Source organism: Dictyoglomus turgidum DSM 6724 (assembly GCF_000021645.1).
Classification (GTDB): domain Bacteria; phylum Dictyoglomota; class Dictyoglomia; order Dictyoglomales; family Dictyoglomaceae; genus Dictyoglomus; species Dictyoglomus turgidum.
In genome coordinates this window covers 447,192-471,534 of record NC_011661.1, presented here as the reverse complement: position 1 = coordinate 471,534, position 24,343 = coordinate 447,192, and the positions used below count along the sequence as shown (strand labels likewise).

At 34.9% G+C, this 24,343-nt stretch carries 26 protein-coding genes, 1 tRNA gene, 1 pseudogene and 1 CRISPR repeat array (1 of these 29 running past the window's edge); of the genes and pseudogenes, 15 read left to right on the top strand and 13 right to left on the bottom strand.

Going from position 1 to position 24,343, the window contains the following annotated elements:
• A CRISPR array of direct repeats spans positions 1–665; the repeat unit is 30 nt; unit sequence GTTTGTAGCGTACCTATAAGGGATTGAAAC; it reaches 2,828 nt to the left of the window's first position.
• A 64-nt stretch (positions 666–729) separates the two neighbouring features.
• From DTUR_RS02365 to DTUR_RS02355, 3 genes are read left to right on the top strand one after another with little or no spacing between them, the layout of a single operon-like run.
• Positions 730–1,974: an Nramp family divalent metal transporter gene (locus tag DTUR_RS02365; RefSeq protein WP_012582850.1), complete on the top strand. Its 1,245-nt coding sequence runs from the start codon at positions 730–732 to the stop codon at positions 1,972–1,974.
• Complete coding sequence (locus DTUR_RS02360; RefSeq protein ID WP_012582849.1) at positions 1,971–2,804, top strand: 5'-methylthioadenosine/S-adenosylhomocysteine nucleosidase family protein; 834 nt, start codon at positions 1,971–1,973, stop codon at positions 2,802–2,804. Before DTUR_RS02365 ends, DTUR_RS02360 begins: the two co-directional genes overlap by 4 nt.
• Entirely contained in the window at positions 2,773–3,780 is a 1,008-nt protein-coding gene (locus DTUR_RS02355) for an SPL family radical SAM protein (RefSeq protein WP_012582848.1), read from the top strand. The genes DTUR_RS02360 and DTUR_RS02355 overlap by 32 nt, the downstream gene beginning before the upstream one ends.
• Here the strand turns inward: DTUR_RS02355 and DTUR_RS02350 are convergent.
• Positions 3,773–5,029 carry a glycoside hydrolase family 1 protein gene (locus DTUR_RS02350; protein ID WP_012582847.1) on the bottom strand — a complete coding sequence of 419 codons (1,257 nt, stop codon included), beginning with the start codon at positions 5,027–5,029 and terminating at the stop codon, positions 3,773–3,775. The genes DTUR_RS02355 and DTUR_RS02350 overlap by 8 nt on opposite strands.
• A 422-nt stretch (positions 5,030–5,451) precedes the next feature.
• Here DTUR_RS02350 and DTUR_RS02345 point away from each other — a divergent pair, with 422 nt between their 5' ends.
• Entirely contained in the window at positions 5,452–6,105 is a 654-nt protein-coding gene (locus DTUR_RS02345) for an HAD family hydrolase (RefSeq protein ID WP_012582846.1), read from the top strand.
• Here the strand turns inward: DTUR_RS02345 and DTUR_RS09535 are convergent.
• Both DTUR_RS09535 and DTUR_RS09530 read right to left on the bottom strand, forming a co-directional pair.
• A complete protein-coding gene (locus DTUR_RS09535) occupies positions 6,102–6,755 on the bottom strand; it encodes an MFS transporter (protein ID WP_207285086.1) in 654 nt (217 codons plus the stop codon). The two genes, DTUR_RS02345 and DTUR_RS09535, sit on opposite strands and share 4 nt — an antisense overlap.
• Positions 6,756–6,780: 25 nt before the next feature.
• Complete coding sequence (locus DTUR_RS09530) at positions 6,781–7,116, bottom strand: MFS transporter (protein ID WP_278007876.1); 336 nt, start codon at positions 7,114–7,116, stop codon at positions 6,781–6,783.
• A gap of 262 nt (positions 7,117–7,378) precedes the next feature.
• Between DTUR_RS09530 and DTUR_RS02335 the strand changes: the two genes are divergently transcribed.
• Genes DTUR_RS02335 through DTUR_RS02320 form a run of 4 tightly spaced genes read left to right on the top strand, consistent with a single transcriptional unit; the run spans position 7,379 to position 8,819 of the window.
• Complete coding sequence (locus tag DTUR_RS02335) at positions 7,379–7,774, top strand: ArsR/SmtB family transcription factor (protein WP_012582845.1); 396 nt, start codon at positions 7,379–7,381, stop codon at positions 7,772–7,774.
• A 25-nt stretch (positions 7,775–7,799) separates the two neighbouring features.
• Positions 7,800–8,204: a putative zinc-binding protein gene (locus tag DTUR_RS02330; protein WP_012582844.1), complete on the top strand. Its 405-nt coding sequence runs from the start codon at positions 7,800–7,802 to the stop codon at positions 8,202–8,204.
• 28 nt (positions 8,205–8,232) lie between these two features.
• A complete protein-coding gene (locus DTUR_RS02325) occupies positions 8,233–8,469 on the top strand; it encodes a 4Fe-4S dicluster domain-containing protein (protein WP_012582843.1) in 237 nt (78 codons plus the stop codon).
• Positions 8,466–8,819, top strand: coding sequence for a hypothetical protein (locus DTUR_RS02320; protein ID WP_012582842.1), 354 nt, complete (start codon positions 8,466–8,468; stop codon positions 8,817–8,819). The genes DTUR_RS02325 and DTUR_RS02320 overlap by 4 nt, the downstream gene beginning before the upstream one ends.
• Positions 8,820–8,874: 55 nt before the next feature.
• Here the strand turns inward: DTUR_RS02320 and DTUR_RS02315 are convergent, their stop codons facing one another.
• Positions 8,875–9,318, bottom strand: a complete 444-nt coding sequence (locus DTUR_RS02315) for a hypothetical protein (RefSeq protein ID WP_012582841.1) — start codon at positions 9,316–9,318, stop codon at positions 8,875–8,877.
• A gap of 312 nt (positions 9,319–9,630) precedes the next feature.
• On the opposite strand from DTUR_RS02315, the gene DTUR_RS02310 reads away from it, so the two are divergent.
• The 5 genes from DTUR_RS02310 to DTUR_RS02290 all read left to right on the top strand — a co-directional run bounded on the left by DTUR_RS02310 (position 9,631) and on the right by DTUR_RS02290 (position 13,318).
• A complete protein-coding gene (locus DTUR_RS02310) occupies positions 9,631–10,578 on the top strand; it encodes an AEC family transporter (protein ID WP_012582840.1) in 948 nt (315 codons plus the stop codon).
• Positions 10,579–10,600: 22 nt separating this feature from the next.
• Positions 10,601–10,687 (top strand) — tRNA-Leu (locus DTUR_RS02305).
• Positions 10,688–10,707: 20 nt separating this feature from the next.
• Entirely contained in the window at positions 10,708–10,911 is a 204-nt protein-coding gene (locus tag DTUR_RS02300) for a hypothetical protein (protein ID WP_012582839.1), read from the top strand.
• A gap of 15 nt (positions 10,912–10,926) precedes the next feature.
• A complete protein-coding gene (locus tag DTUR_RS02295; RefSeq protein ID WP_012582838.1) occupies positions 10,927–11,250 on the top strand; it encodes a YbjQ family protein in 324 nt (107 codons plus the stop codon).
• Between the two features lie 184 nt (positions 11,251–11,434).
• The gene (locus tag DTUR_RS02290; protein WP_012582837.1) at positions 11,435–13,318 is read left to right on the top strand and encodes a family 16 glycosylhydrolase; all 1,884 of its coding nucleotides are present in this window, start codon (positions 11,435–11,437) and stop codon (positions 13,316–13,318) included.
• Between the two features lie 63 nt (positions 13,319–13,381).
• On the opposite strand, the gene DTUR_RS02285 is transcribed toward DTUR_RS02290, so the two are convergent.
• Both DTUR_RS02285 and ltaE read right to left on the bottom strand, forming a co-directional pair.
• Positions 13,382–14,089, bottom strand: coding sequence for a polysaccharide deacetylase family protein (locus tag DTUR_RS02285; RefSeq protein ID WP_012582836.1), 708 nt, complete (start codon positions 14,087–14,089; stop codon positions 13,382–13,384).
• Between the two features lie 72 nt (positions 14,090–14,161).
• Positions 14,162–15,193 (bottom strand): low-specificity L-threonine aldolase, encoded by a 1,032-nt coding sequence (ltaE, locus tag DTUR_RS02280; protein ID WP_012582835.1) that lies wholly within the window; start codon positions 15,191–15,193, stop codon positions 14,162–14,164.
• 124 nt (positions 15,194–15,317) lie between these two features.
• Between ltaE and DTUR_RS02275 the strand changes: the two genes are divergently transcribed.
• Positions 15,318–15,509, top strand: coding sequence for a YgaP family membrane protein (locus tag DTUR_RS02275; RefSeq protein ID WP_012582834.1), 192 nt, complete (start codon positions 15,318–15,320; stop codon positions 15,507–15,509).
• A gap of 226 nt (positions 15,510–15,735) precedes the next feature.
• Positions 15,736–15,900, top strand: a pseudogene (locus DTUR_RS02270) (DUF996 domain-containing protein); the annotation flags it as partial.
• A 126-nt stretch (positions 15,901–16,026) separates the two neighbouring features.
• Here DTUR_RS02270 and DTUR_RS02265 read toward each other — a convergent pair.
• Genes DTUR_RS02265 through DTUR_RS02235 form a run of 7 tightly spaced genes read right to left on the bottom strand, consistent with a single transcriptional unit; the run spans position 16,027 to position 24,332 of the window.
• Positions 16,027–17,124 carry a zinc-binding dehydrogenase gene (locus DTUR_RS02265; protein WP_012582833.1) on the bottom strand — a complete coding sequence of 366 codons (1,098 nt, stop codon included), beginning with the start codon at positions 17,122–17,124 and terminating at the stop codon, positions 16,027–16,029.
• Positions 17,121–18,890: an FAD-binding protein gene (locus DTUR_RS02260; protein ID WP_012582832.1), complete on the bottom strand. Its 1,770-nt coding sequence runs from the start codon at positions 18,888–18,890 to the stop codon at positions 17,121–17,123. Before DTUR_RS02260 ends, DTUR_RS02265 begins: the two co-directional genes overlap by 4 nt.
• Positions 18,877–20,049, bottom strand: a complete 1,173-nt coding sequence (locus tag DTUR_RS02255) for a 4Fe-4S binding protein (protein ID WP_012582831.1) — start codon at positions 20,047–20,049, stop codon at positions 18,877–18,879. The genes DTUR_RS02260 and DTUR_RS02255 overlap by 14 nt, the downstream gene beginning before the upstream one ends.
• Positions 20,050–20,062: 13 nt before the next feature.
• Positions 20,063–20,827, bottom strand: a complete 765-nt coding sequence (locus DTUR_RS02250; RefSeq protein ID WP_012582830.1) for an IclR family transcriptional regulator — start codon at positions 20,825–20,827, stop codon at positions 20,063–20,065.
• Positions 20,824–21,783 carry a sugar kinase gene (locus DTUR_RS02245; protein WP_164930983.1) on the bottom strand — a complete coding sequence of 320 codons (960 nt, stop codon included), beginning with the start codon at positions 21,781–21,783 and terminating at the stop codon, positions 20,824–20,826. The genes DTUR_RS02250 and DTUR_RS02245 overlap by 4 nt, the downstream gene beginning before the upstream one ends.
• Positions 21,784–21,800: 17 nt before the next feature.
• Positions 21,801–22,937 (bottom strand): hypothetical protein, encoded by a 1,137-nt coding sequence (locus DTUR_RS02240; RefSeq protein ID WP_012582828.1) that lies wholly within the window; start codon positions 22,935–22,937, stop codon positions 21,801–21,803.
• A gap of 12 nt (positions 22,938–22,949) precedes the next feature.
• The gene (locus DTUR_RS02235; protein WP_012582827.1) at positions 22,950–24,332 is read right to left on the bottom strand and encodes an alpha-glucosidase/alpha-galactosidase; all 1,383 of its coding nucleotides are present in this window, start codon (positions 24,330–24,332) and stop codon (positions 22,950–22,952) included.
• Between the last annotated feature and the right edge of the window lie 11 nt (positions 24,333–24,343).

The window sequence follows — 24,343 nt, the reverse complement described above, 5'->3', positions numbered from 1 at the left end:
CGTGGAATTCCACATAGAAGAGGATTGGGTATACGTTTGTAGCGTACCTATAAGGGATTGAAACGAATTCTACCAAATATTCGTCGAATTCTTTTTCGGCTGTTTGTAGCGTACCTATAAGGGATTGAAACCTTTGGGATATGCTTGTAAAAGACACTTGGCAAAGCAGTTTGTAGCGTACCTATAAGGGATTGAAACTCGGGGAAAAAGGAGCAGAAGCAGTTATTCCTTTAAAGTTTGTAGCGTACCTATAAGGGATTGAAACCAGCGACAGACCAAGATGTTTATGACGTAGCTATTGGTTTGTAGCGTACCTATAAGGGATTGAAACAACGAAATGAGAACACATACATTTCAGAATTCACAAGTTTGTAGCGTACCTATAAGGGATTGAAACCAAAATTAAACAGAAAGAAGAAGAAAAAGCGAGGAGGTTTGTAGCGTACCTATAAGGGATTGAAACCGTGTTAGATTTTTTTGGCCTACCCATGTATCCATCCAGTTTGTAGCGTACCTATAAGGGATTGAAACAGGATCTCCCGGGGTAGAAGCCTACCCCGGGCACTCTGTTTGTAGCGTACCTATAAGGGATTGAAACTTCAAAATCTCAACAAGTTCGACCACGTCCCAGACTTGTTTGTAGCGTACCTATAAGGGATTGAAACCACTGTCATTAATTGCAAAGAGAAAAATTATGTAATAAAATCTATATCATATATGAGAAAATTTATGCAGAGATTTTTGAAAGGACATAAGCCCACTTTAGGAGCTCTTGAGATATTAAAATATATAGGTCCTGGGTTTTTAGTAACTGTTGGGTTTATTGACCCTGGTAATTGGGCCTCTAATATGGCAGCAGGATCGCAATTTGGGTATAAATTACTTTGGATGGTAACCCTCTCCACCATAATGCTCATATTTTTACAACATAATGCAGCCCACTTAGGAATTGCTACAGGACTTTGTCTCTCAGAAGCTATCTCTAAATATTTCCCTAAATTTCTTCGTTATTTTGTCCTTGTTACTGCTATGCTTGCCTCTATCTCTACTGCCCTTGCAGAGATATTAGGAGCTGCTATTGGGCTTAATATGCTTTTTAACATTCCTATAAATATAGGGGCATTCATTACTACTATTGTGGTAATACTGATGCTACTTTCTAATAGCTATAGAAAAATTGAGAAATATATTATTGGCTTTGTATCTCTTATAGGTCTTTCTTTTCTTTTTGAGCTTTCATTAGTGAAAATAAATTGGAAAAGTGCAATACAAGGATGGATAATTCCTTCTTTTCCTCAAAATTCCATTCCCATAATCATGAGTGTTTTAGGAGCTGTAGTTATGCCCCATAATCTTTTCTTGCATTCGGAGATTATCCAAAGCAGACAATGGAATTTAGAAGATGAGAGCATCATAAGAAAACAACTGAAATATGAATACTTAGATACCATTGGAGCAATGCTTGTAGGCTGGGCAATAAACAGCTCCATGATCCTTATTGCTGCAGAAGCCTTTTATAAAAATGGTATTTTGATCACAGAGCTTCCTCAAGCTTATTTAACTTTGAAACCCCTATTAGGACACCTTGCTTCATACGTCTTTGCTATTGCTCTTATCTTCTCAGGATTCTCTTCCTCCATGACCGCAGGGATGGCAGGAGGAAGCACATGGGCTGGAATGTCTAATGAGCCTTTTGATGTCAAAGACAATCATACCCGTATAGGAATATTAATTACTTTAATAGGAGCACTTTTTGTAATATTTTTTATTTCTAATCCTTTTCAGGGATTAATCTGGAGTCAAATAATGCTGAGTATTCAACTTCCTTTCACTATCTTTTCTTTAATCAGGCTTACTTCCTGGGAAAAAGTTATGGGAAAATTTAAAAACTCAAAGATAGATAATATTATCTTAATTACCATCGGGATTATTGTAACTCTGCTAAATATAACCCTTTTCCTTAGCTTCTTATGATCTACATTACTATCGCCTTTTATGTTGAAGGAAAGCCTATTATAGACTACTTCAATCTTAAAAAGTTAAATGATTCATCAAAATTTCAAATTTTCAATAAAGATGAGATTTTTTTAATAATAAGCGGAGAAGGTAATATAAACTCTGCTATAGCTACTACTTATTTATTAACGAAATATGGCTGGAAAAATGAAGATATTGCATTAAATATAGGTATTTGTGGGGCAAAAGACGGTGGTTTCTCGAAAGGAGATTTAATCTTATGTAATAAAATAATCAACCACAATTCTAAAAGAGCATTTTATCCTGACATTTTAATTAGCCACGATATGAAGGAAGCATCCCTTGAGAGTTTTGATTTTCCTGTAAGAAAATGTCATCAAGAAGAGATAGAGGGGGACATTGTAGATATGGAGGGGGCAGGATTTTTTGAGGCCGCTTCTTCTTTTTTGTATTCCCATAACATTCACTGTATAAAAATAGTGTATGACCTTTTAGATTTTGATAAGATTGATCCCAAAATGGTTCAAGAAATTATAATAAAAAATATCTTTAAGATAGAAAATTTTATTAATTCTCTTTTAACTCTTAATGAAAAATATCTTCAAAGAAGAGAAGATAAAAAAATCAAAGAGATTTTAGAAAAGCTAAAAAGCAATTTACATCTTACAAGATCTATGGAGATAGAATTAAAAAAGCTTTTGAAAATATATCTTATAAGATACAAACAAATTCCTGAGGAAATAGAAGAGTTTGTAAATATAAAAGTAAATTCAAAGAAGGAAGGTAAAGAATACTTTGAAAAGCTTAAGAACTTCCTTACTTTCTAAACCCTTTTCCCATATATATGTGGAAAAGGAGATAATATCTCATGAAATAACTAAGGAGATCCTTAAAAAATTTCCCAATTCTCAAATAATCACTGTTAACCATTATAAAGAGGTATTTTCAAGGCCAAGACAAAATTATAAATTACAAGAGCTGAGTAAAAAATTAATCCTTGCAAAAAAAAGAGAAAAATTCCTCTCCCCTGCATCATCCCTTTGCCAAAATTTTGGACACCCATATTTTTATTACGCCAATCTTATAGTAAATTGTATTTTCAACTGTGATTATTGTTTCTTAAAGGGCATGTACTCTTCTGCTAACATAGTTATATTTGTTAATATAGAAGATTACTTTAAAGAGATAGATGAAATCCTTAAAAAACATCCCCTTTATTTGTCTCCTTCTTATGAGACTGATCTTTTAGCTATGGAAGAAATAGTGCCCTTTTTTAGCAGATTTGTAAATTATGCTTATTCAAAAGAAAATCTAATTCTTGAAGTGAGAACAAAAAGTGTCAATTATACGGCAATTAAAAATTTAAAGCCGTCCCCTAATATTATCTTAGCCTGGACCCTCCTTCCCCAAGAGATTATTGAAAGGTATGAGAAAACTCCGAATCTTTCTTTAAGGATAAATACCATAAAGAGGGCAATTCATGATGGATGGAAAGTAAGATTGAGCTTTGATCCTATAATACTCGTGGAAAATTGGAAAGAGATTTATAAAAAATTTATAGATTATATATTTAGTGAAATACCAGCATCTAAAATTCAAGATATCACCATAGGTGTATTTAGAATTCCTAAGGAGTATTTAAAAAGGATGAGAAAAAAGTTTGAAAATGAGATTACTCTCTTCCCTTATGTAGAGGATATAGATGCCTATACTTACTCTCCTTCCACAAAAGAAGAACTTTTAAATTTTATATCCTCAAAAGTTAAAAATTACATCCCCGAAGATAAAATCTATACTATTTAAGAAATTTTTCTTCCATAGCTTCTGTTATTCCATTGTTTTTTGCAATCTCACTATATATCCTGGCACTTTCTCTCCATTTCCTCTCAAAGGTATTAAAATCGGTCTCAAAAAGTCCAAACCTTTGTAAAAATCCTTCAGCCCACTCAAAATTGTCCATCAATGACCAATGGAAATATCCCCTCACATCTACTCCTTCCTCTATAGCTCTATGAAGCTGAATAAGGTGAGAGATGAGATATTTTGGTCTTTTTTCATCCTTGGCATCAGATATCCCATTTTCTGTAATGTAAATAGGCTTTTTTGTTAAACCGTAAAATCTTTTTACTACTTTATAAATTCCCTCAGGATAAATCTCCCAACCAAAATCTGAAGTTTCTCCCTCAGGAGATCCCATCTTTAGCCCCATAAGTATCCTAGTGTAATAGTTTATTCCAAGATAGTCTAAGGTATTCTTTGCGTATGGAATTTCTTCTTTAATAAAGGGAGAGGAAAATTTCCCAGTAAGAAGAGTTTCTATGAATACCCTATTGTAAATTCTATCCCCAAAATTAGCAAATTTTCTATCTATAAAAGAATTAGGGTTTTTAGGTTCAAAATAGATCACATTATAGGCAATGCTTACCTTTGCGTCAGGAGATATCTGATGGATAACCTCATAGGCTTTAGCGTGAGCCTTTGCCATGTTATTCAAAACTCGGAGCATCTTTATTAAACTTTTTCCTTGGGGTGGAAATTGTCCATAAAGATATGCCATAAAAGCATAGGCATTGGGCTCATTTATGGTCATCCAATAATTTACTAGATCTTTAAACTCACTTACAATCTTCTTTACATAGCGTAAATAATAATCAATAATATCTGGATTTAGCCATCCACCCCTTTTGGCCATCCATAAGGGGTTAGTAAAGTGATGCAAAGTAACAAACGGCTCTATGTTTCTCCTTCTCAAAGAAATAAGCATAGATCTATATCTTTCAAGAGCAGACTCATCAAACCTTCCTTCCTCGGGTTCTATCCTACTCCACTCTATGGAGAACCTATAGGCATTATTGTTCAGCTTTTCAATAAGATCAAAATCCTCTTCATACCTATTCCAACTATCACAAGCTTTTCCAGAAACTTGTCCATTTTTCACCTTGCCTTGTTTTTCAAATTCCCACCAATCATTGTAAAAATTGTCGCCCTCAATTTGATGAGATGCGGTTGCAGTCCCCCACAAAAAACCCTCAGGAAATTTATACTTAACCATAAATGCCTCCCAACTTTTATCTATCAATTAAAGTATAGAAAAAACAAAAAATTCCTTCAAGATCAAAGATTTAAAAAACAGTCCAACGACTTACTTCTATTTATAACCCAAATCCTATTTTGTATTGTCCTGCCTTTTAAGGAAATAAGAACTTCATCAACACTTAATGGAATAGCTCTTCTCTTTACTGTCCCTTAAAATGTATGCAAAAACTATATTCCATGCCTTGAAAAGATAGATTTTAACTTTTTATATTAAAATCATTCTGTTTTCAAATTTCACATACTTTTTGCCTGATTCTTTTTCTTCATCTCTTGGGCATATTCAACCTCTAAATCATAGTCAGTAATATCCATTACCCTTGAAAAACAAAAATCAATATGTTTTACTATTTTTATTATAAAAATTTTGAAGAGGAGAATATGAAGGTTTCGGCAGTAATTTTTGATATGGATGGAGTCATTTTTGATACTGAGAGGCTGGGTTATATCTTCTGGAAAAAAGCCTTAGAAGAGTTTGGATATATTATAAACGAAGAGATTTATTATGAGACTGTGGGAGTTAACATTTTAGAGACAGAAAGAATTTTTAAAAAGTATTTAGGAGATATACCCTTTGACGAGATATATAAAAGAAAAAAGGAGCTTATAGAGGAATATATTGAGAAAAATGGTCTACCTGTAAAGGGCGGATTCTTTGAACTTTTAGATTTTCTTGATGAAAAGAAGATACCAAGAGGAATAGCTACATCTACAGAGAGGGAAAGGGCTATTCCCCTTCTTGAAAGAGCTAAAATTTTAAATAAATTTGACGTGATTGTGTGTGGAGACGATGTAGAAAAAAGCAAACCAGAGCCTGATATATTTTTGCTTACTGCTCAAAGACTTAAGGCTAACCCTAAGGAATGTATTGTTCTTGAGGATTCAGATAATGGAGTGCTTGCAGCAAAAAGGGCTGGGATGACCCCCCTTCTTATTATTGACTTTAAGCCACCCCATCCTGAAACCCTCAAAAGAGCCTATAAAGTCTTTAATTCTCTATGGGAAGTAAAGGAGTATTTAAAAGAGGTAATTTAATCTTCTTTCAATAATATTCCTGCAATAAGCATACCAATAATACCCAATCCTATTATTACATGGAATACATAAAAATAGCTTCCCCAAATATCCCTCAACATAACTGAAATGATTCCACCAAGAATTGCTCCAAAACCATAAGCAGTAAAAACTATACCATAATTTTGTCTATAATTCTTCTCTCCAAAAAGAATAACGGTAGATGCAGGAGCAATAGCAAGCCAAGATCCTAAAATTAACCAGAAAAGAGAAAAAGAAATTATATACAATGTCAAATTATTACCACCAGTTATAATCATAAAGAAAGATGCAGTTATAGCCATAAGATAAGAGATAAAACTTGCTTTTCTTGGAAAAATCTTATCTGTTATCCATCCAAAAAGGGGTCTTCCTACAGCATTAAAAATTGCAAAAAAGGAAACCAAACTTGCAGTAAATTTAGGATCAAGTCCTACTATTTCTTCTCCTACAGGACTCGTTATTCCTATAATCATTAGCCCTATTAAAGTACCTACAGTATAACATAACCAAAGCCCATAAAACTTAGGGTTCTTTAACATCTCTTTTGTGGTTAACTCTGATAATATCTTTTTCTTTTCAAGTTTTACAGAACCCACAGAAAAATTAGCTGGAGGAAGCTTAAATACCATACCAATAAGCACTATCAATACCTTGCTAAGGGTGCAGTAAAAGGGGAGATAACCCAAATCCAGAAATTACAAGCCCCATAGCAAGTCCCCTTTTATCTGGAAACCATTTGGAAATTACTGAAATAGGTACCCCATATACTATTCCTACTCCACTTCCTGCGATAATTCCATAAGTTATGGCAATGACATTTATGCTCTTAAAAATTCCAGAAAGGATCCAACCAATACCAACCCAAAGTCCTCCTACGAAAATAATTAATTTGAGAGAAAACCTACTGATATATCTTCCAGAGAATGCCATAAAGAGAACAAAGAAGAATAAAAAGAGCATATAGGGAAGTCCACTTTGAAAAGCCGAAATCTGTAAAATACTTTCAAGAGGCTTTCTAAATACACTCCATGAGTAAACAGTCCCAAGACAAACATAGATGATTATTCCTAAAAATATAAGAATCTATCTCTTTTTCAAAAGAGCAGTATTCTCCATGAAATAGAACACCTCCTTGGGAAATACTTTTTAAAAATTATATCAAAAAAATGTCTTAACACAACTTTAACTTGAATTTTAATTTTTCATATGCTAATATGGGCAAATGGAAAAATTAGCATATGGAGGGTTATAAATGGAAAGATATGAGAGGATATTTAAAGTCCTTTCCGAAGAAAAAAGATTAAAAGTTTTTTCTCTTCTTCTTAAAATGGGAGAAGAGTATTATGTTTGCGAGATTGCCGATGCTCTTGAAGAGTCTCACTATAATACTTCCAAATATTTAAATGACCTTAAAAAAGAAGGGCTAGTAAAAGAAAAGAGAGTAGGAAGAGGAGTACTTTATTCCATAAAAGATCCTGAAGATGAGTTTTTAAAAAATATATATAAAGCAGTTTTAAGTATTCCCAATGAACTAATCTCAAGAAATATGGAGCTTTTAAAATTAAGGGTATCTTTAAGGGAAGAAAATAAGTGCGTAATAGGAGTAAATGATCCTCGTTGGTCAGAAATAGCAAAAGCAGTGAAATGAAAATTTTGAAAGGAGATGATGAGTTATGTCTAAGGGTGGGTGGCAAATTTTACCACACTGTGCTTCGGAAGCTGAAAATCTTGACATTATAGTGGCCTGTGATGGTGCCTCCTCGGTAGGACAAGTAGGAAATGAAGTGGCAATTAAATTAACAAAAGAAAATGAAGGAGCAAGAATGTGCTGTTTGAGTGCCATAGCTGCAGGCTCAAAAGTCCATATTAATATTGCTAAAAATGCAAGAAAATTAATAGTTATAAATGGATGTCAATTAGAATGTGCCTCAAAAGTAATAAGAAATCAGGGAATTGAGCCTACATACGAGATAACCATAGCGAAAGAAGGTATAGAAAAAGCTCCTACTTTAGATTTTGATGATGAAGATGTGGAAAGAATAGCAGAGAAAATTGCAAAGGAAGTTTTAAATAAATAAACACTCATAAAAAGGGAGGTTAAAAAGCATGTCCAAAACTTGGTATCCTGTTATTAATTATGAAAAATGTATAGGTTGTCTTGCTTGCGTAAACTTTTGTCCACATGGAGTTTACGATGTAAAAGATAAAAAACCTATAGTAGTAAGACCAGAAGAATGTGTAGATTTTTGTAAGGGATGCTTAAAAGGTGCATGCCCTACGGGAGCAATAAGTTTTGTAGGAGATAAAGTAAAAATTATGACCGATGGAGGTGAACTACAATGAAGGGACTTCTTCTTTGTGTATGTCAAGGAACCTGTCCATCTTTTCAGAACATGAACATTTTTGAGATAGCAAATACTTTAAGGAGAGAGGGACTTATTGATTTTGTAGCTATTCATCCTCAGCTTTGTGCTGATGATGGAGACAATTTCCTTTCAACTTTTGTAAAAGATGGAGATAGTATTGAAAAATTAGTTATTGCAGGATGTGACCCTAAAATGCAAGCAAAAATGTTTAGAGATGCTTTTGAAAAAGCAGGCTTTGATAGAACAAGACATGTAGGTGTGGATATAAGAAACATGAATACCGAAGAGGCAATTTCTACTATTAAAAAAGCTCTCTCTGAAAATTAAAAAAAAGGGGAAGCTTTTTAGGCTTCCCCAAAGAATTGTAATTCATTTTTATTCTTTAATTAGTCTGTAAACTTAAACATGGACAATTTTGATAATTTTTAAAACCTCTTCTTCCTCTTGGACTACCAAAGCCTGGATTTCCATAACTTACACTCTTTGATAAATTCAAAACTTCTTTTCCATCCACTACAACTTTAACTGCTTTAAAATTCTTGCTTACTGGAGACTCAAATCCTTCTATCTCTATCTTGCTTCCTACTTTCAGTTCCTTTATCTGTAGCCATGCGGGTCCAAGAATTACTTCTTTATCTCCACTTGCTGTCTTTACTGTTATTGTCAACGCAGGAGTATTTAGTATTTTACTAACTGTACCCGATATTTTGGTAAGTTGTACATTAGTTTGAGCAAGATATCCTCCAAACCTAGGGCCATAAGCATAAGCTAAGGAAAGCAATCCTAAAATCACTAAACTCAAAACTGCAAATCCTTTAAACTTCATGATACCACCTCCACTTTTTATTTTTTTCTCAAGGTTTCCCTTGAGTTCGGTTTTAATTGTAAATGGACACTCTTAAAGGAGATTTAGAAGAAGCTTAAATTTTCCTTAGAAAATTTTCTTTACTTGCAGTAATAAGATCAGACTCCCTCCTAAAAAGGCTTCCCAATGAAAATAAGCAAGGCTTGTTCAAAACACAAAATTGCAACATGTATGAAAGGAGCAAAGCTATATTACATACTTCAAATTTAAGTTTTTCATCTTAGTTAAAAAAACAATCTGTGTTATTCTTTATTAAAAAAAACGGAGGAAGTTATGAGGGTATTTTTCTCTGCTCTACAAGGAGTATTAGAAATAGTTATTATTATAGCCATAGGATATATACTCACCCATAAAAAATGGTTTGAGGGAAAAACCGCAGATCTTTTTGCCAAAATAGTCTTAAATCTCAGTCTTCCTCTAAGCATGATTGTAAATATCTCTTCTTTTTTCACAAAAAATGACCTTATTTCTTCTGCAAAAGGACTTATTATTCCATTTTTATCAATCCTTATATCCTACTTTTTGGGATACCTTTTAGCCATAATCTTTAAAACAAGAAAAGGAAGGAGAGGACTTTTAGCAGGAATCTTCTCTCTTTCTAACTCTATTTTTATAGGGCTTCCCATGTCCCAAGCTCTTTTTGGAGATATTGCTACACCTTATACCCTTCTCTACTACATGGCGAATACTACCATATGGTGGAGCTTTGGAGTTTATGGGATTATCTTGGATACTCAAGAAAAAAGAGAAAAGATCTTAAGCTTAGTTTTATTAAAGAGGATCTTTAATCCCCCCTTTATTGGATTCTTAATAGGTGTTGTAATAGTTTTAATAGATTTTAAACCTCCCAAATTTTTATTTGATAGCTTCAAACTAATTGGCAACCTTACTACTCCTCTCTCTTTATTTTATGTGGGTATAACAATGTACCACATGGGCTTTGAGAAATTTAAACTTGATAAGGATGCTATTCTAACCTTTTTAGGAAGATTTTTAATTACTCCAGTTCTTGTAATAATTTTAGAATTTTTTATCCCTATTCCTAAGCTTATGAGGGATGTATTCATAATTATGTCTGCAATGCCTGTTATGGTAAACTCTTCTATTGTGGCAAGAATGTATGGGGGAGACTATGAGTTTGCAGTAAGCATGATTACATACACTACTTTATTTAGTGTTGTGATAATGCCTTTATACATGGTACTTCTTTCTAAAATTTGATAAAATATAAAAGAAAAATTTTGCGGATGTGGCGGAATGGCAGACGCGCAAGATTCAGGATCTTGTGGGGTAAAACCCCGTGGGGGTTCAAGTCCCCCCATCCGCACCAATTTTCATGGGGGTTCAGAGATGGAGAAAATTGCTTACATTATTCTTTCTATCATTGTGATAGTATGGCTTCTCTTAATAATCGTTGGTTCTATAATGGCATTTCCAGTAGGTATGATTAGCCTCCTTTTGATTTTAGCCTTTGGTCTCCTCTTCATAAAAGTTTTAAAAGAGAGAATTAAAAGTAAGAGAGAAGAAGAAAAGTATAAAGACATAAAATGGTAAGGGGGTTGAAGATAGATGATTATTACTACAACTGATTATATTCCTGGATACGAGGTATCTGAAATTTTAGGAATTGCGAGAGGAAGCACTGCAAGAGCAAGAAATGTGGGAAAGGATATATTGGCAAGTTTTAGGAATTTAGTAGGTGGTGAGGTTGTAGAATACACAAAATTAATTGGAGAGGCAAGAGAACAGGCATTAGATAGGATGATTGAGGAGGCAAAAAGATTAGGCGCTGACGCAGTAATAGGGGTGAGGTTTGGTACAACTCAAATTATGCAAGGAGTTGCAGAAATTTTGGCATATGGAACTGCGGTAAAACTTAGAAAAAAAGAATAAACCTATACTGTAATCGGTTTAACCCCTTATTGACAACAATATTTACTTAGTTTTAAACTAATATTAAAAGAATTTGTTATTTTCTGAAATCAAACAAAGAAAGGAGGGATAAGGTAAACAGAATTCACTAAAACAAATTAGCTCTTATTTGACTCCCAAACTTTAAGTAAAGGGGGAATAAAAAATGAGAAAATATTTCTCTTTTCTCCTTCTTACCTTAATGATATTATTTATTACAGGCTGCGCCCCAAAGCCCCAAACTCCACCTGTCACAGAACAAAACATTCTTCAAAATGGAGATTTTTCAAAACCATTAATTTATATAAGTGAGAGCTATCCAGAACTTCCCAATGGTGATTTTGATACACAAGGAACATGGCTTTTTAGGATTGGAGATGGTGCGCAAGCCACAGGAAAAGTAGAAAATGGAGTATTAAAGGTTGACATAACTAATGGAGGACCCAATAGTTGGTCGGTACAAGTATTGCAATCCCCAATTAAAGTTGAGTACTTAGGGATCTATGAGGTAAGCTTCGATGCATGGGCAAGTAAAAATAGAAAGATTGGAGTTAAGGTAGGAGCAAACGGATATAAAGGATGGACCCCATACAATCCAGGTCCATCAGGGCAAGTAGATCAATCGGGAGGCTATGCCATAAATATTACTACTACAAGACAAACCTATACTTTCCAATTTAAGATGGTTTATGAAACTGACGAAAACGCAAGGTTTGAATTTCAACTTGGTCAAGATGATGGAACTATTTATATTGATAACGTAAAACTTATAAAGGTTGGTACTGCAGAACCTCCTGCACCTCCACCAGCCTTAGGACAAAAGTATTGGTATGCGACAGTTTGGGAAGAGAACTTTGACAGTACATCAATAAATGAAAATATATGGAGCTTTGAGATTGGAAACGGACAGGCAAATGGCATTCCCGGATGGGGCAACGGAGAACTTGAATATTACAAGCAAGAAAATGCATATGTGGATAACGGAGTATTGGTTATAGAAGCAAAACAGGAAAGTGTCACTGACCAATATGGCTCATACAATTACACCTCCGCAAGAATGAAAACCCAAGGAAAGTTTAATGTGAAATTTGGAAGGATAGAATTTAGAGCAAAACTTCCAAAAGGAAAAGGAATATGGCCTGCTTTATGGCTTCTTGGTGAGGATATCACCACTGTAGGTTGGCCCAATTGTGGTGAGATAGATGTAATGGAGCTTTTAGGTCACGAACCTAACAAAGTCTATGGCACAGTACATGGTCCAGGATATTCTGGAGCAAGTGGAAAAGGAAGTAATTATACTCTTCCTTCTGGAGATTTCTCCCAGGATTTCCACATCTTTGCAATAGAATGGGATCCCATTGGAATATCATGGTATGTGGATGATCAGAAATTCTTCACCATTACAAGACCAGAAATTGAACTTTATGGAAATTGGGTATTTGATCACCCATTCTTCATAATAATGAATGTAGCAGTGGGTGGTTATTGGCCTGGATATCCTGATGACACCACTGTATTTCCACAGAAAATGTACGTAGACTACATCAAGGTATACAAAGGGGTAACCATGGAAGAAGTAAATAATGGAAGCTTTGAATATCCATTCACAAACGATCAACAAAATTGGCCCGACGATTGGTTCTTATGGTATGGATCACCTTATGGCATGGGTGGAACCGCATCCGCAAATATTGATACCACAAATAAGATGGCAATAGTAGATGTGCAAGATACAGGATGGGAGTCTTGGCATGTCCAGTTTAACCAATGGGTAGGACTTTCTGCAGGAAAGACTTATAGATTAACCTTCCAGGCAAAGGCAGAAAATCCAAGAGATATAAATGTAAAATTCTTGAATCCAACAACTTATGCTCTATATGCTAACCAAAGTTATAATCTCACTACTGATTGGCAAACCTTTACTCTTGAATTCACTTTCAACAACACTCAAGATCCAAGGGCAAATCTCTCCTTTGAGCTTGGAAAAACAGCAAATCCCGCTATAGGAAAAGTTTACTTAAAAGAAGTTAAGTTAGAAGAAGTAAAATAAAAATATAGGGAGAGAGGATAAAACCTCTCTCCCTCCCTTTCCTAAATTTCCCCTACCTTGCCTTTATGGCTCTACATAGACCCAAAGCTTATATTTATATTTTGGATCTTTAGGATCTACTCCTTTCCTCTTAAAAAGCTCAGTTAAAGTGACAAATTCATAACCCATTTTCTTGAGAGCTGGGATTAAGATGTCTAAAGCCTCAGGCGTTGGATGGGGCTCTGGCTGTACGTCATGTAAAAGTATGATGGCACCATCTTTTATGCCTTTTAAAACATTATTGGCAATATTTTCAGGAGTTCTATCGCAACCTGCCCAATCAAAACCAAGAACTCCACTTACAAAAGGCATGTCAATCACATCAAACATGGTCCTTGATACGGCAAGATTTGGGGGACGGAAAAACTGAGGAACCTTTCCTGTATATGCCTGTATAGTTTCATTAGTCCTTTTTATGTACTCTTTAATCATCTCAGGATCCATTTTGTCCATGGGGTTATAGTCCCAAGAATGGTTTCCAAACTCACATCCCATGGCTACCATTCTGTCAAGGACAGGTTTTACACTACTGTTTATCCTTTGTCCTACTAAGAAAAAGGTGGCAACCACATTGTATTTCTCAAGCTTGTCAAGTACCCTTGGAGTAAGTCTTGCGTCAGGCCCATCATCAAAGGTTAAAGCACAAAGCTTGTCTGGTTTGGGATATTCCTGGATAGCAAAAGAGGGTACAAAGAACAAGGAAAAAAGTAAAATCACAACAAGACCTTTCATAACAAGCCTCCCCTTTTTAAAAACGTATATAAAAACGTTTTTATAAAACTATACTACTAAAAATGCTATCTGTCAACTAATACTTTCCCATACTTTATAAATGATTTCCTTTGCCTTTTCTATATCCTCAAAGGATACATCTTTGTGAGTTACAAACCTTAAAGTTTCATCATCAAAACTTGTGGCAAGAAGTCCATATTTTTTAAACTCTTCTAAAAATTCTCTTGCTTTTTTATTAATTTTAATTCTCACCTTTAAAATATTAGTATCAGGCTTTTTAACACTAAAAATTTCTATATCCTTTAAAAAGTTATACAAATTTTGAGCTTTTTCATGATCCTCTACTAATCTGTCAATCATCCTCTCAAGAGCAACAATCCCACATGCAGCAACTACTCCAGCCTGTCTTAATCCACCACCAAGCCTTTGCCTCTTTCTTCTTGCTTCCTCTATAAATTCCTTAGACCCTACAAGAACTGATCCCATAGGACAAGAAAGCCCCTTAGAAAGACAAAACATGACTGAATCCGCATATTTTGCAATTTCCTTAGCAGGAATCCCTAAATAAATAGCCGCATTAAATATCCTTGCTCCATCAAGATGAATAGGAATATCATGTTTTCTACTTATTTCATAAACCTCTTTCATATATTCAAGAGGTAAAACTTTCCCACCAGCTCTATTATGAGTATTTTCAAGAACTATAAGGGATGTTTTAGGAAAAACCCTCCCCTTAGGTCTTATGGCTTTTTCGATCTCTTCTATTGGCATTACCCCCTCTTCCCCATCAATTAAAAATGGTTGAACCCCAGAATTTCCTGCCATTCCTCCTGCCTCATAATAATAAATATGAGATTCTGATTCGAGTATAACTTCATCTCCAGGACGAGTCCAAGTTAATAAAGCTACTTGATTTCCCATAGTCCCCGATACCACAAAAAGTCCTGCCTCTTTCCCTAAAAGTTCTGCCGCTTTTTGTTCTAATAAATTTACTGTAGGATCTTCTCCATATCCATCATCTCCAACTTCTGCCTCATACATGGCCTTACGCATTTCTTCTGTTGGTTTTGTAACAGTATCACTTCTTAGATCTATAAATCTCATTAAAGCTCACTCCCTTCTCATAGAGATACTAGTTAAAATTATAAACCATAATTTTTTAATAACATATTGAATTTTTTTATATTTATATGTATACTTATTACAAATTTAAAAGGGGGTGAAAAAAGTGAATGTAGGAAAAACTGATGCAGTAATAAGAGTTATCATTGGTATAGTTCTTCCTCACTTGACTAAATGGGGAGTAGTATCAGGGACTGCTTGGGGTGTAATTCTCCATATAATTGGGACAATTCTTGTATTAACCGCTGCTTTAAGATATTGCCCACTTTACAAACTCATAAATAAATCTACAGCTTAAAAAGGGAGGGGAGAACCTTCTCCCCTCTATAAAGTTCTAAGGAGTGAAAAAGTTTGGTTTATTTTAACAATCGTAAGCTTAATTATTGTATTTATTGCAATAGGTAATATTGGGATTAGTGTCTTCTCCTTAAGTTCTACTTTTGGGGATAGATTAATTGGTTTTGGAATATTATTGTTAATTCTCTCTTACATAATTAAGATTATAGCTACATTTAAGGAATTGCCTCTTAGAAGTGTCTCAACTGACTAACATTAGTACTTTTAAAACAGCAGGAAATCTTTATCTTTATGGAACTATTACTTTAATACTACTCATAGGAGTCATAATGATTGTGATAGCTGAAATACTTCTTGCTGTTGCATTTTTTGCTTTGCAAGAGACCACATAAAAAATAATTTTTATTTTATCTAAGCAGGAGAAAAGTTCCCTACTTTAAGAGCACGTCTTCCTGCCTTAAATATAGTTATTAAGTTCTCTCCACTTAAAGATTCATCATTCATAATCGAAATCCTCCCTAAAATTTTTCTATAACCACCTTGCCTGCTTTCCTTTCCCTTACAAGATCTAATCCATGGTTTATCTCATCCAAAGAAATTTTATGGGTAACCACAGGAGCAAACAAATCTTGATTCTTTTCAAGAAAAGAAACTGCCTTTTTAAAGTGCTCTGCATCGCTTACCCATACACCTTTTATGGTAATGTTTTTTGAAGAGACATCATAAAAATCTACAGGAACCTTCTCTTGAGGAGACGCAACCCCCACTACAATATATGTGCCACCCTTTCTTAAAATTCTTAAACCTTCTGGTATAGCCTTATTAGTTCCTGTCGCCTCTATAACTACATCTGCACCTTTTCCATAGGTCATATCAAGGATTTTATTTATTCTTTCCTCTTCTTTTAATATAGTTCTATCAAGAACTACATCTACTCCTATCTTTTCTGCGATTTCTTTTCTAAAACTACTTCCTGTAATAAGAATAGTATTTTTAGCTCCTTGAAACTTGGAAAGAGCTAAAGCAAAAATACCAAGGGGTCCTCCTCCTTGAACCACTACTGTTTTATCAAGAAGATTATCTTCAAGGGAGTCAATAGCATGAACAGCAGTTGCTCCAGAACATCCTGCCATAACAAGTACCGTAGGATCTGTCTTAGAAGACAATTTTAAAATTTCAGTCTTCTTCTCAAGAATTATATATTCCGCATAGGCACCAGTAAGATAAGGATAATCTTTAAAAGATCTATTAATTCCATAAATTTTCCTATTTTCACAAAGATAAGGAGTTTTTAAAACTTTGCAAAAATAACACTCGCCACAGACTACTCCCCTATCCCATATGATAAGGTCTCCCTTTTTAAGAGTATCCCCATTTAAATCCTTTTTCTCTCCATTTATCTCTACTATCTCCCCTACCCCCTCATGTCCTAATATTATAGGCAAAGGTACCCTTGGATCCTCTCCATCAACCATGTGAAGATCCGAGCCACAGATACCTGAAGCAACCATTTTTACTAAAATACTACCTTGGGGAAGAGGAGGAATATCAAAATGTTTTATTACAAGGGGTTTTTTAAATCCTTCAAGAACTGCAATTTTCGCTTTCATAATCATACCTTAGGCCTCACAGGTTCCCTTATCTCAAATTTTAATTCTCCATTCCTTTTATAAAAAACAATATATTTATTCCATTCTGGTCTTTTAGGAACAAATTCCATAATGGGAGGAGAAAACCTATAAAACCTTAAATGAGGACCTCTACTCTCATCTCTTATTAAAATTGCGTTGAGAATTAATTCGGCTGTGTCTAGCATATTTATAGTCTCATAATAATAGGAAAGACCCTTTTCGTCAGGATATATCCCTTTCCTCCTAATTTCCTTAAGTTCTAAAAGACCATTCTTTATATCCTCCTCAATCCTTACTAAAAACCCATATTCCGATATTACATCTTTTACCTTCTTTCTTGCTAAGGTTGCTGAGATTTCTCCATTAACTCTTTCCTCCTCTATTTCAAACTCCACAAAATCATTCCTTTCTGCATAAAGTACTGCATTTTCACCTGCAATTCTTCCAAAAACTTGAGTATCCAGAAGAGAATTACCACCAGGTCTGTTAGCTCCATGCTGACCCCCCGCTACTTCTCCTGCAGCAAAAAGACCTTCAAGAGATGTGTTTGCATTTTCCCCTATTTTTACTCCTCCTTGGAAGTGTTGTAGGGCATTTTGAATAGGAAGAAGCTCCTTAGAAAGATCAATGTTATATTGTTTTAACCAATCAATGATTTGGGGATTAATTTTTTGAAGCCTCTCATAAGGAGTAGTGCCCTTAAAGATTTCTTTTCCTGTCTTTTCACTCCACAAAAGAATTTCTTCAGGGATATTTTCATAATCTAAATATGATGGATTTTCCATAAAGTTCATAAATACCTTATGTCCATTCTTTATGTGGTAATAAACTGCTAAGTCTATTACCTTTGTAGGAGATTCATAAGAAATAGGCCAATGAGCTCCTTTTTTAAATTCAAGCACACATAAGTTTCTCTTATCTTCCTCGGAAAGATAATCCGGCAAAAATTCTTTTCTATTTTCATCTACAATCTTAGGGAGAGCCCGGAACATACTTCCCGACTCAGCAAAAAGAATAGTAGGATGACATATTCCTATTTGCATAAACTCCATATTAACCAGTTCTGCTCCTGCTCTTAATGCTGCTGCATAACCATCCCCTGTCATCTCCGAGGTAAAGACATTTTGATAATAAAGCTCTCCCGCTCCTCCTGTTGCTAAAATAAATGCCTTTCCTTGAATTAAATATCTCTCTTGAGATACCACATTTATTGCCTTTGCTCCAATCACTCTATTTTCTTTAACAATAAAATCATAAACCATTATATTTTCATAAACTTCTACTTTTGTTTCCTTCAGTCTTCTTTTTAATGCTTTTGCAATTTCAATAGCGGTATTAGGTCCCACATAGCAAGCTCTAGGATATTCAGAGCCATCAGTTAAGAATTGATCTATCTTCCCATCTTTTTTCCTTACAAAGGGTACTCCAAGAGAGATAAGATAACTAATTTCTTCTTCGCTTCTTCTTGCAAGAATTTCTGCAAGGTTATAATCGGAAACTTCCCCGCCTATTTTGTATATGTCCAGGGCATGGTATAGGTAATTATTTTCAGGAGGTAATGTATAGGACAAAGTTGCATGAAAAGCCATCCTATCAGAGAAAGCATTAGCAGTAACTCCGCCGGTTCCAATGGGCTTTTTGGAGATAAGCACAATTTTCAAAGAAGGATTTTTTTCATAAGCAGAAATAGCAGATTTTAGACCCGCACCTCCACCCCCAATTACGATCACATCTCCTTTAATTTTTTGCATTCTCTCTTCCTCCCACAAAAACCATACTTATAGCTTTGGTAGGACAAAGCCTCACACAAAGTCCACATCCATCACAAAGGTCAGTTATAAAATACTTACCATCTTTTTCTATTGGCGCATCATAAATACAGACTTTTTTACATATTCCGCAAGAGGTACATAAATCAGAATTTATATAGGCTTCATATAGATGTCTTCTATCAATCTCATAATTTCCAAGAATAACTTTACCTGATACTTTTCCTCTAAAATCACTTAAAGTACTATATTTTTTGTTTTCCATAAATTTCTTTAGCCCATCAATTATTCTTGGAATGATTTCATACCCCATAAGATATACAATGCTACATATCTGGACCACATCTGCCCCAGTAAGTATATACTTTGCCACATCATCTCCACTTCCCACTCCTCCAGAGCCAGCTATGGAGAGCTTTAAATGAGGACGAGAAGTGGAGATCCACCTTAACACATAATTAAAAGCCCAAGGACCTCCGTGTCCTGCATAACCTCCATGAAGGATTGGTTTTTCTGTATCCAAATTTATGTCAAGCCCTGTAAGTCTATTAAACATGACAACTCCATCTACACCAATGTTTTCAAGGGCTTTTGCCACAGCAAGGGGAGAGGAAAGTTGCATAGGTAGTTTTACAACAATTGGAATCTTCACATTTTCTCTCACAATTCTTGCTACATGAAGAATTGTTTCATCCACATCTTGTCCACGAAAGGATATAGAAGCATGAGGACAAGAAACATTTAATTCCAATGCAGGAGCCCCTACTTCTTCTGCCATCTTTGAATATTTTAGCCATCCATCATCGGTAATACAGTTTATACTTGGAATAACAGGAATAGATAAAACACTAAGAGCCTTGCTTATTTCTTTGAAGTATTCTTCAGGCTCAAAAGGACTTGCCTGCTCAAAGGAATAAAAGGTCTGAGATCTTAATGGTCCCATACTGCGACTTATTATTTCAAAACGTGGAGTTGGTGAAACCCTACAAATTTCTTCTTCAAATAAAGATTTAACTACTAAGGCGCCTGCACCATTTTCTTCACATTTTTTCATGTTTTTTAAGTTTTCTGTAAGTCCTGAAGAGGCAATAATAATGGGATTTTTAAGCCTAAGCCCCACATAACTACAGGATAAGTCCATGAAAATAACCTCCTTAAGCTTTGCTTCTTAGTACGGAACTTATCCTATCACACGCACTTAAAAGTTCTTTAAGAAGCTTTTCCCTATTTTCCCCTTCAAAATCTTTGTAATACCCAGATATGGAAACTGCTGCAACCACATTTCCCGAATAATCAAATATGGGGGCTCCTATACATTTAATCCCCCTCTCATTCTCTTCATTATCAAAGGCATAACCCTGCTTTTTTACTTTTAAAAGTTCTTCCTTTAGCTTTTCAGGATCAGTTATGGTGTTTTCAGTTCTCGGAATAAGGGGTACTTTTCTCAAATATTCATTGATAAAACTTTCTGGACTGTATGCAAGAAGTACTTTGCCAAAGCTGGTAGAGTATAAAGGCATTCTCATACCTATGCGGGACATCATAGGAAGTGTACCAGGACCTTCAACTTTGTCTATATAAACCCCTTCGTAGGCATCCCTAATGGTCAAATGAACAGTTTGTTTTGTATTTTCCATAAGCTCTATAAGAAAAGGGCGAGCAATCTCCCTCAAGTCAAAACCTTGAAGAATGTAAGAAGAAAGTTCTAATATCCTAAATCCAGGCTTATAAAGACCATTTTGAGTCTTCCTCACATATCCCTTTTCTAAAAGAGAGGAAAGATAACGATGCACCGTAGAGACATGAAGTCCAATTTCCTCTGCAATCTCTTTTAAAGACACTTCCCTTCCCGAAAGAACAATATATTCAAGAATCTCAAGAGTCTGATTTGCAGAACTTATACCTACTTTTGATTTCATCTCTCCACACTCCTATTATTTTCTGACTCTAAGAGATCCAAAAGGGTCTTTCTATCCAAAGCAGGAAAGTCTCCAAAGATGCTCATTTTAATTGAAGCAAGTAAACTGCCATATTTTGCAGAATTTTTCAAATCTTTTCCCTTTAGATAACCATACAAAAATCCAGCCACAAAAGCGTCTCCTGCTCCAATCCTATCTACCACATCAGTGTTATATGCCTGCTGAGAAAAATATTCATCCTTATAAAGTACCGAACATCCCTCTTCTCCTTGGGTCAAGACATAAATTTTATCCTTTCCATAAGTCTTTTGAAGTTTATAAAGAATTTTTTCTTCATTATTCTCTTCTTCAAAAAGGAGGTTGTAATCTTCTTTTTTAACAAAAAGAATATCTACAAAGGGTAGTATAATATCCAGAAACCTCCTACACTCCTTTTCACCCCATAGTTTTTTTCTATAGTTTATATCAAAAGACAAAATTTGGCTATCTTTTTTAGAAGTGCATATTTTAATTACATTACTCTTACAAACTTCACTTAAGCTTGGAGTAACTCCTGTAAGATGTATGAGTTTTGCCTTTCTTATAAATTCAAGATCAGTATCTGAAAGAACGCCTATTGAAAAGGACGAGTCCCTCCGATCATAAAGAACTCTGATTCCTTTTGAGCGATGGTGTAATTCCACAAAATAAAGCCCCATCCTTCCTTCTGGTATAAGTCTTACCTTTTCTACTCCAACTCCATACTTTTTTAATTCACTAATCGCCTTAAAGCCAAGGAAATTGTCAGGAAAAAAGGATATAAATTCAGTTTTTAAGCCTAAAAGAGAAAGGGCTACTAAGACATTTGCCTCAGTTCCTCCCACCTCCACATTCCAGGTATTACTACTTAAAAAAGTGCGATACCTTTCAGGGGTAAATCTTAACATTACCTCACCATAAGAAATTACATCAATCATATTACCTCCCTCAATCATCATTCTTTAAACTTTACCACATAAAGCTCACTATTGGCAGTACTAAAGGATTCTGATCTTCCTATGGCTATAAACCAAGAATTCTCTAAAACTAATCCCCAACCTTCATCAAGATCTGCACCACCAAAATATTTTTCCCAAATTAAATTTCCTTTTTCGTCTAACTTAACCACATATAAATCACTATTTCCCGCACCTTGTGAATTAGATCCACCTACAATTAAATACTTAGTATCAGTTCGTAGCACAGAAAACCCTGTATCATATCCCTTACCACCATAGGTTTTTTCCCAGACTTTATCCCCATTTTTGTTAGTTTTTAATACATATAGATCTACTGAATCAGAAAAAGAATTAGAATTTCCCACAATTAAGTATCCATCATCACCATTTGTAATGTCATAGGCATAATCATACCCTTTACCACCATATATTTTTTCCCATAAAAGATTTCCATTTTTATCAACCTTAATCACATAAATATCTTGTCCTTCAGAGAAAGAATTTGTAATTCCTACTGCTACATATCCATCTTCATCATTACATACTCCATATCCGTATTCACTCATTTCTCTTCCATAAGCTCTCTCCCATAGAAGGTTTCCGTTTTCATCTATCTTTATAAGATAAAGATCATATTGTCCGCTTCCAAAGGAATTAGTCCTTCCCACTATAATATAATTTCCTTCATTATCTTTTACTATTCTCCATCCCTCCTCAAATCCCCTGCCTCCATAGGTTTTTTGCCAAAGAATATCTCCATTTCCATTAACCTTAACCACATATACATCACTGTTTCCTGCTCCAAAAGATCTTGTAGCTCCCACAATAAAATATCCATCTTTCCCTTCAATCATAGAAAAGGAGTAATCGTCTTTTGGCCCTCCTATAGCCTTTTCAAATACTTTATTTCCTTCCTTATCAATCTTTAAAAGATAAATATCTTTTCCACCACTTCCCAAAGATGTAGTCTCTCCCCCCAATAAATATCCATCCTCAACCTTTACAATTCCATATCCCTTTTCACTTTTTGGCCCACCATAAACCTTCTCCCATCCTCCCAGGAACTTATCCTGGGAGAAGATGGGAGTAAATGTTAATGAGACTAAAAACAAGAAAATTAATACCTTTCTCATAAGATTCACCCTCTAATCTTTTTCTCCTCCAAAATATTTGGGAAGGTACCTTTTAGTTCCCTCTATCATTTCCTTGAATAGCTCTCTCGCAGTATCAAAATCTAATTTGGACTCTACTATTGGGTCATTGTAAAAGGCTCTGAAAGCGAGTTCCAAATCTTTATTTAACACTGCCTCAAGAATCATTTCCTGATTCATTATGTGTCTCAAAACCCAAGAATTAACATCATTGGGTAGTTTTCCTGCATATATAGGCCTTATATTATCTCTTGTAATGCAAACATTGGTTTCTACTATCACATCTCTTGGTACTCCATCCATCTGTCCCACATTAGGATAGTTAACATTGGTTATAAAATCAGAGAGCCCTAAAAGTGCCTTCATTATTTGTACCCCAACCTCACCTGAAGGTTTTATAGGGAACTCCATTTCTCCCTTTGCAAGTTTCTGACTCATCTCATATAGCTCTTTTGCTTGTTCTTTTCTAAAAGAAACAGGAGTTAGAGAGAACTTCCATTTTCTTACCTTTTCAGGATTTTCTAAATACCAGTTAGCGGGGAAAAATTCAGCAAGATGCCTATCTCCTGCTGCAGCTATTAGCTTATATCTTCGGTACAAATCAAATTTAACCCTATTGGCTGATGCAAAGTAATCTCTCTTCCATCTATCTTTCTCTTCTTCAAAACCCTCTTCGTAATATTTTTCTGCAAACTCTCCATAAATGGGAAAAAGATCTTTATTTTTATATGAGATTTTATCCACCCATGTGAAATGATTTATACCAAGGACGTTTTGCTTTATCTCCGATGGATCTACATCTATTCCCTCTTTCTCCTTTAGCATGAGAGATAAAATCTTAGGAATTTTAAAAACTTCATGACAACATCCGATGGCTTTTACTTTAGGAAAAGTAACATAAAGAGTTCTGACACATAGAGCCATAGGATTAGTATAATTGATCACCCAAGCAGATGGTGCATACTTTTTAATAGCCTCTGCAAATTCCATATAAATAGGAATGGTTCTTAGACTTCTTATTACCCCACCAGGTCCTGGAGTATCTCCTACTGCCTGATAAATTCCATATTTCTCAGGGAGATGAACGTCTACTTCCATCTCATCGAAGGTTCCAGGAAGTATAGATATAATTATAAAATCTGCCCCTTCTAAAGCCTCTCCTATCTCTTTTACCGCCCTATATCTCCACTTACTTTTAGCGTCTTTCTGCATGCTGATCCTATTTCCAATAATCTCATTGGTTTTTGCCGCCTCAAAATTTATGTCATATAGCCTTACTTCTCCACTAAAGCTCTCCTCTAAAGCAAGATCTGCCATAAATTTCCACGCCCAACCTTTTGAACCCCCACCAATATATGCAATCTTTACATTATTCATTTTTTTTCCTC

Excerpts from the sequence above, each read along its gene's own strand:
- DTUR_RS02320 (WP_012582842.1), top strand. The coding sequence starts at position 8,466 with ATGAAGGGACTTCTTCTTTGTGTATGTCAAGGAACCTGTCCATCTTTT.
- DTUR_RS02285 (WP_012582836.1), bottom strand. The coding sequence starts at position 14,089 with ATGAAAGGTCTTGTTGTGATTTTACTTTTTTCCTTGTTCTTTGTACCC.
- DTUR_RS02315 (WP_012582841.1), bottom strand. The coding sequence starts at position 9,318 with ATGAAGTTTAAAGGATTTGCAGTTTTGAGTTTAGTGATTTTAGGATTG.
- DTUR_RS02345 (WP_012582846.1), top strand. The coding sequence starts at position 5,452 with ATGAAGGTTTCGGCAGTAATTTTTGATATGGATGGAGTCATTTTTGAT.
- DTUR_RS02360 (WP_012582849.1), top strand. The coding sequence starts at position 1,971 with ATGATCTACATTACTATCGCCTTTTATGTTGAAGGAAAGCCTATTATA.
- DTUR_RS02245 (WP_164930983.1), bottom strand. The coding sequence starts at position 21,783 with ATGATTGATGTAATTTCTTATGGTGAGGTAATGTTAAGATTTACCCCT.
- DTUR_RS02335 (WP_012582845.1), top strand. The coding sequence starts at position 7,379 with ATGGAAAGATATGAGAGGATATTTAAAGTCCTTTCCGAAGAAAAAAGA.
- DTUR_RS02310 (WP_012582840.1), top strand. The coding sequence starts at position 9,631 with ATGAGGGTATTTTTCTCTGCTCTACAAGGAGTATTAGAAATAGTTATT.
- DTUR_RS02290 (WP_012582837.1), top strand. The coding sequence starts at position 11,435 with ATGAGAAAATATTTCTCTTTTCTCCTTCTTACCTTAATGATATTATTT.
- DTUR_RS02255 (WP_012582831.1), bottom strand. The coding sequence starts at position 20,049 with ATGGACTTATCCTGTAGTTATGTGGGGCTTAGGCTTAAAAATCCCATT.
- DTUR_RS02365 (WP_012582850.1), top strand. The coding sequence starts at position 730 with ATGCAGAGATTTTTGAAAGGACATAAGCCCACTTTAGGAGCTCTTGAG.
- DTUR_RS02250 (WP_012582830.1), bottom strand. The coding sequence starts at position 20,827 with ATGAAATCAAAAGTAGGTATAAGTTCTGCAAATCAGACTCTTGAGATT.
- ltaE (WP_012582835.1), bottom strand. The coding sequence starts at position 15,193 with ATGAGATTTATAGATCTAAGAAGTGATACTGTTACAAAACCAACAGAA.
- DTUR_RS02260 (WP_012582832.1), bottom strand. The coding sequence starts at position 18,890 with ATGCAAAAAATTAAAGGAGATGTGATCGTAATTGGGGGTGGAGGTGCG.
- DTUR_RS02350 (WP_012582847.1), bottom strand. The coding sequence starts at position 5,029 with ATGGTTAAGTATAAATTTCCTGAGGGTTTTTTGTGGGGGACTGCAACC.
- DTUR_RS02235 (WP_012582827.1), bottom strand. The coding sequence starts at position 24,332 with ATGAATAATGTAAAGATTGCATATATTGGTGGGGGTTCAAAAGGTTGG.
- DTUR_RS02295 (WP_012582838.1), top strand. The coding sequence starts at position 10,927 with ATGATTATTACTACAACTGATTATATTCCTGGATACGAGGTATCTGAA.
- DTUR_RS02300 (WP_012582839.1), top strand. The coding sequence starts at position 10,708 with ATGGAGAAAATTGCTTACATTATTCTTTCTATCATTGTGATAGTATGG.
- DTUR_RS09535 (WP_207285086.1), bottom strand. The coding sequence starts at position 6,755 with ATGGTATTTAAGCTTCCTCCAGCTAATTTTTCTGTGGGTTCTGTAAAA.
- DTUR_RS02240 (WP_012582828.1), bottom strand. The coding sequence starts at position 22,937 with ATGAGAAAGGTATTAATTTTCTTGTTTTTAGTCTCATTAACATTTACT.
- DTUR_RS02265 (WP_012582833.1), bottom strand. The coding sequence starts at position 17,124 with ATGATTATGAAAGCGAAAATTGCAGTTCTTGAAGGATTTAAAAAACCC.
- DTUR_RS02325 (WP_012582843.1), top strand. The coding sequence starts at position 8,233 with ATGTCCAAAACTTGGTATCCTGTTATTAATTATGAAAAATGTATAGGT.
- DTUR_RS02330 (WP_012582844.1), top strand. The coding sequence starts at position 7,800 with ATGTCTAAGGGTGGGTGGCAAATTTTACCACACTGTGCTTCGGAAGCT.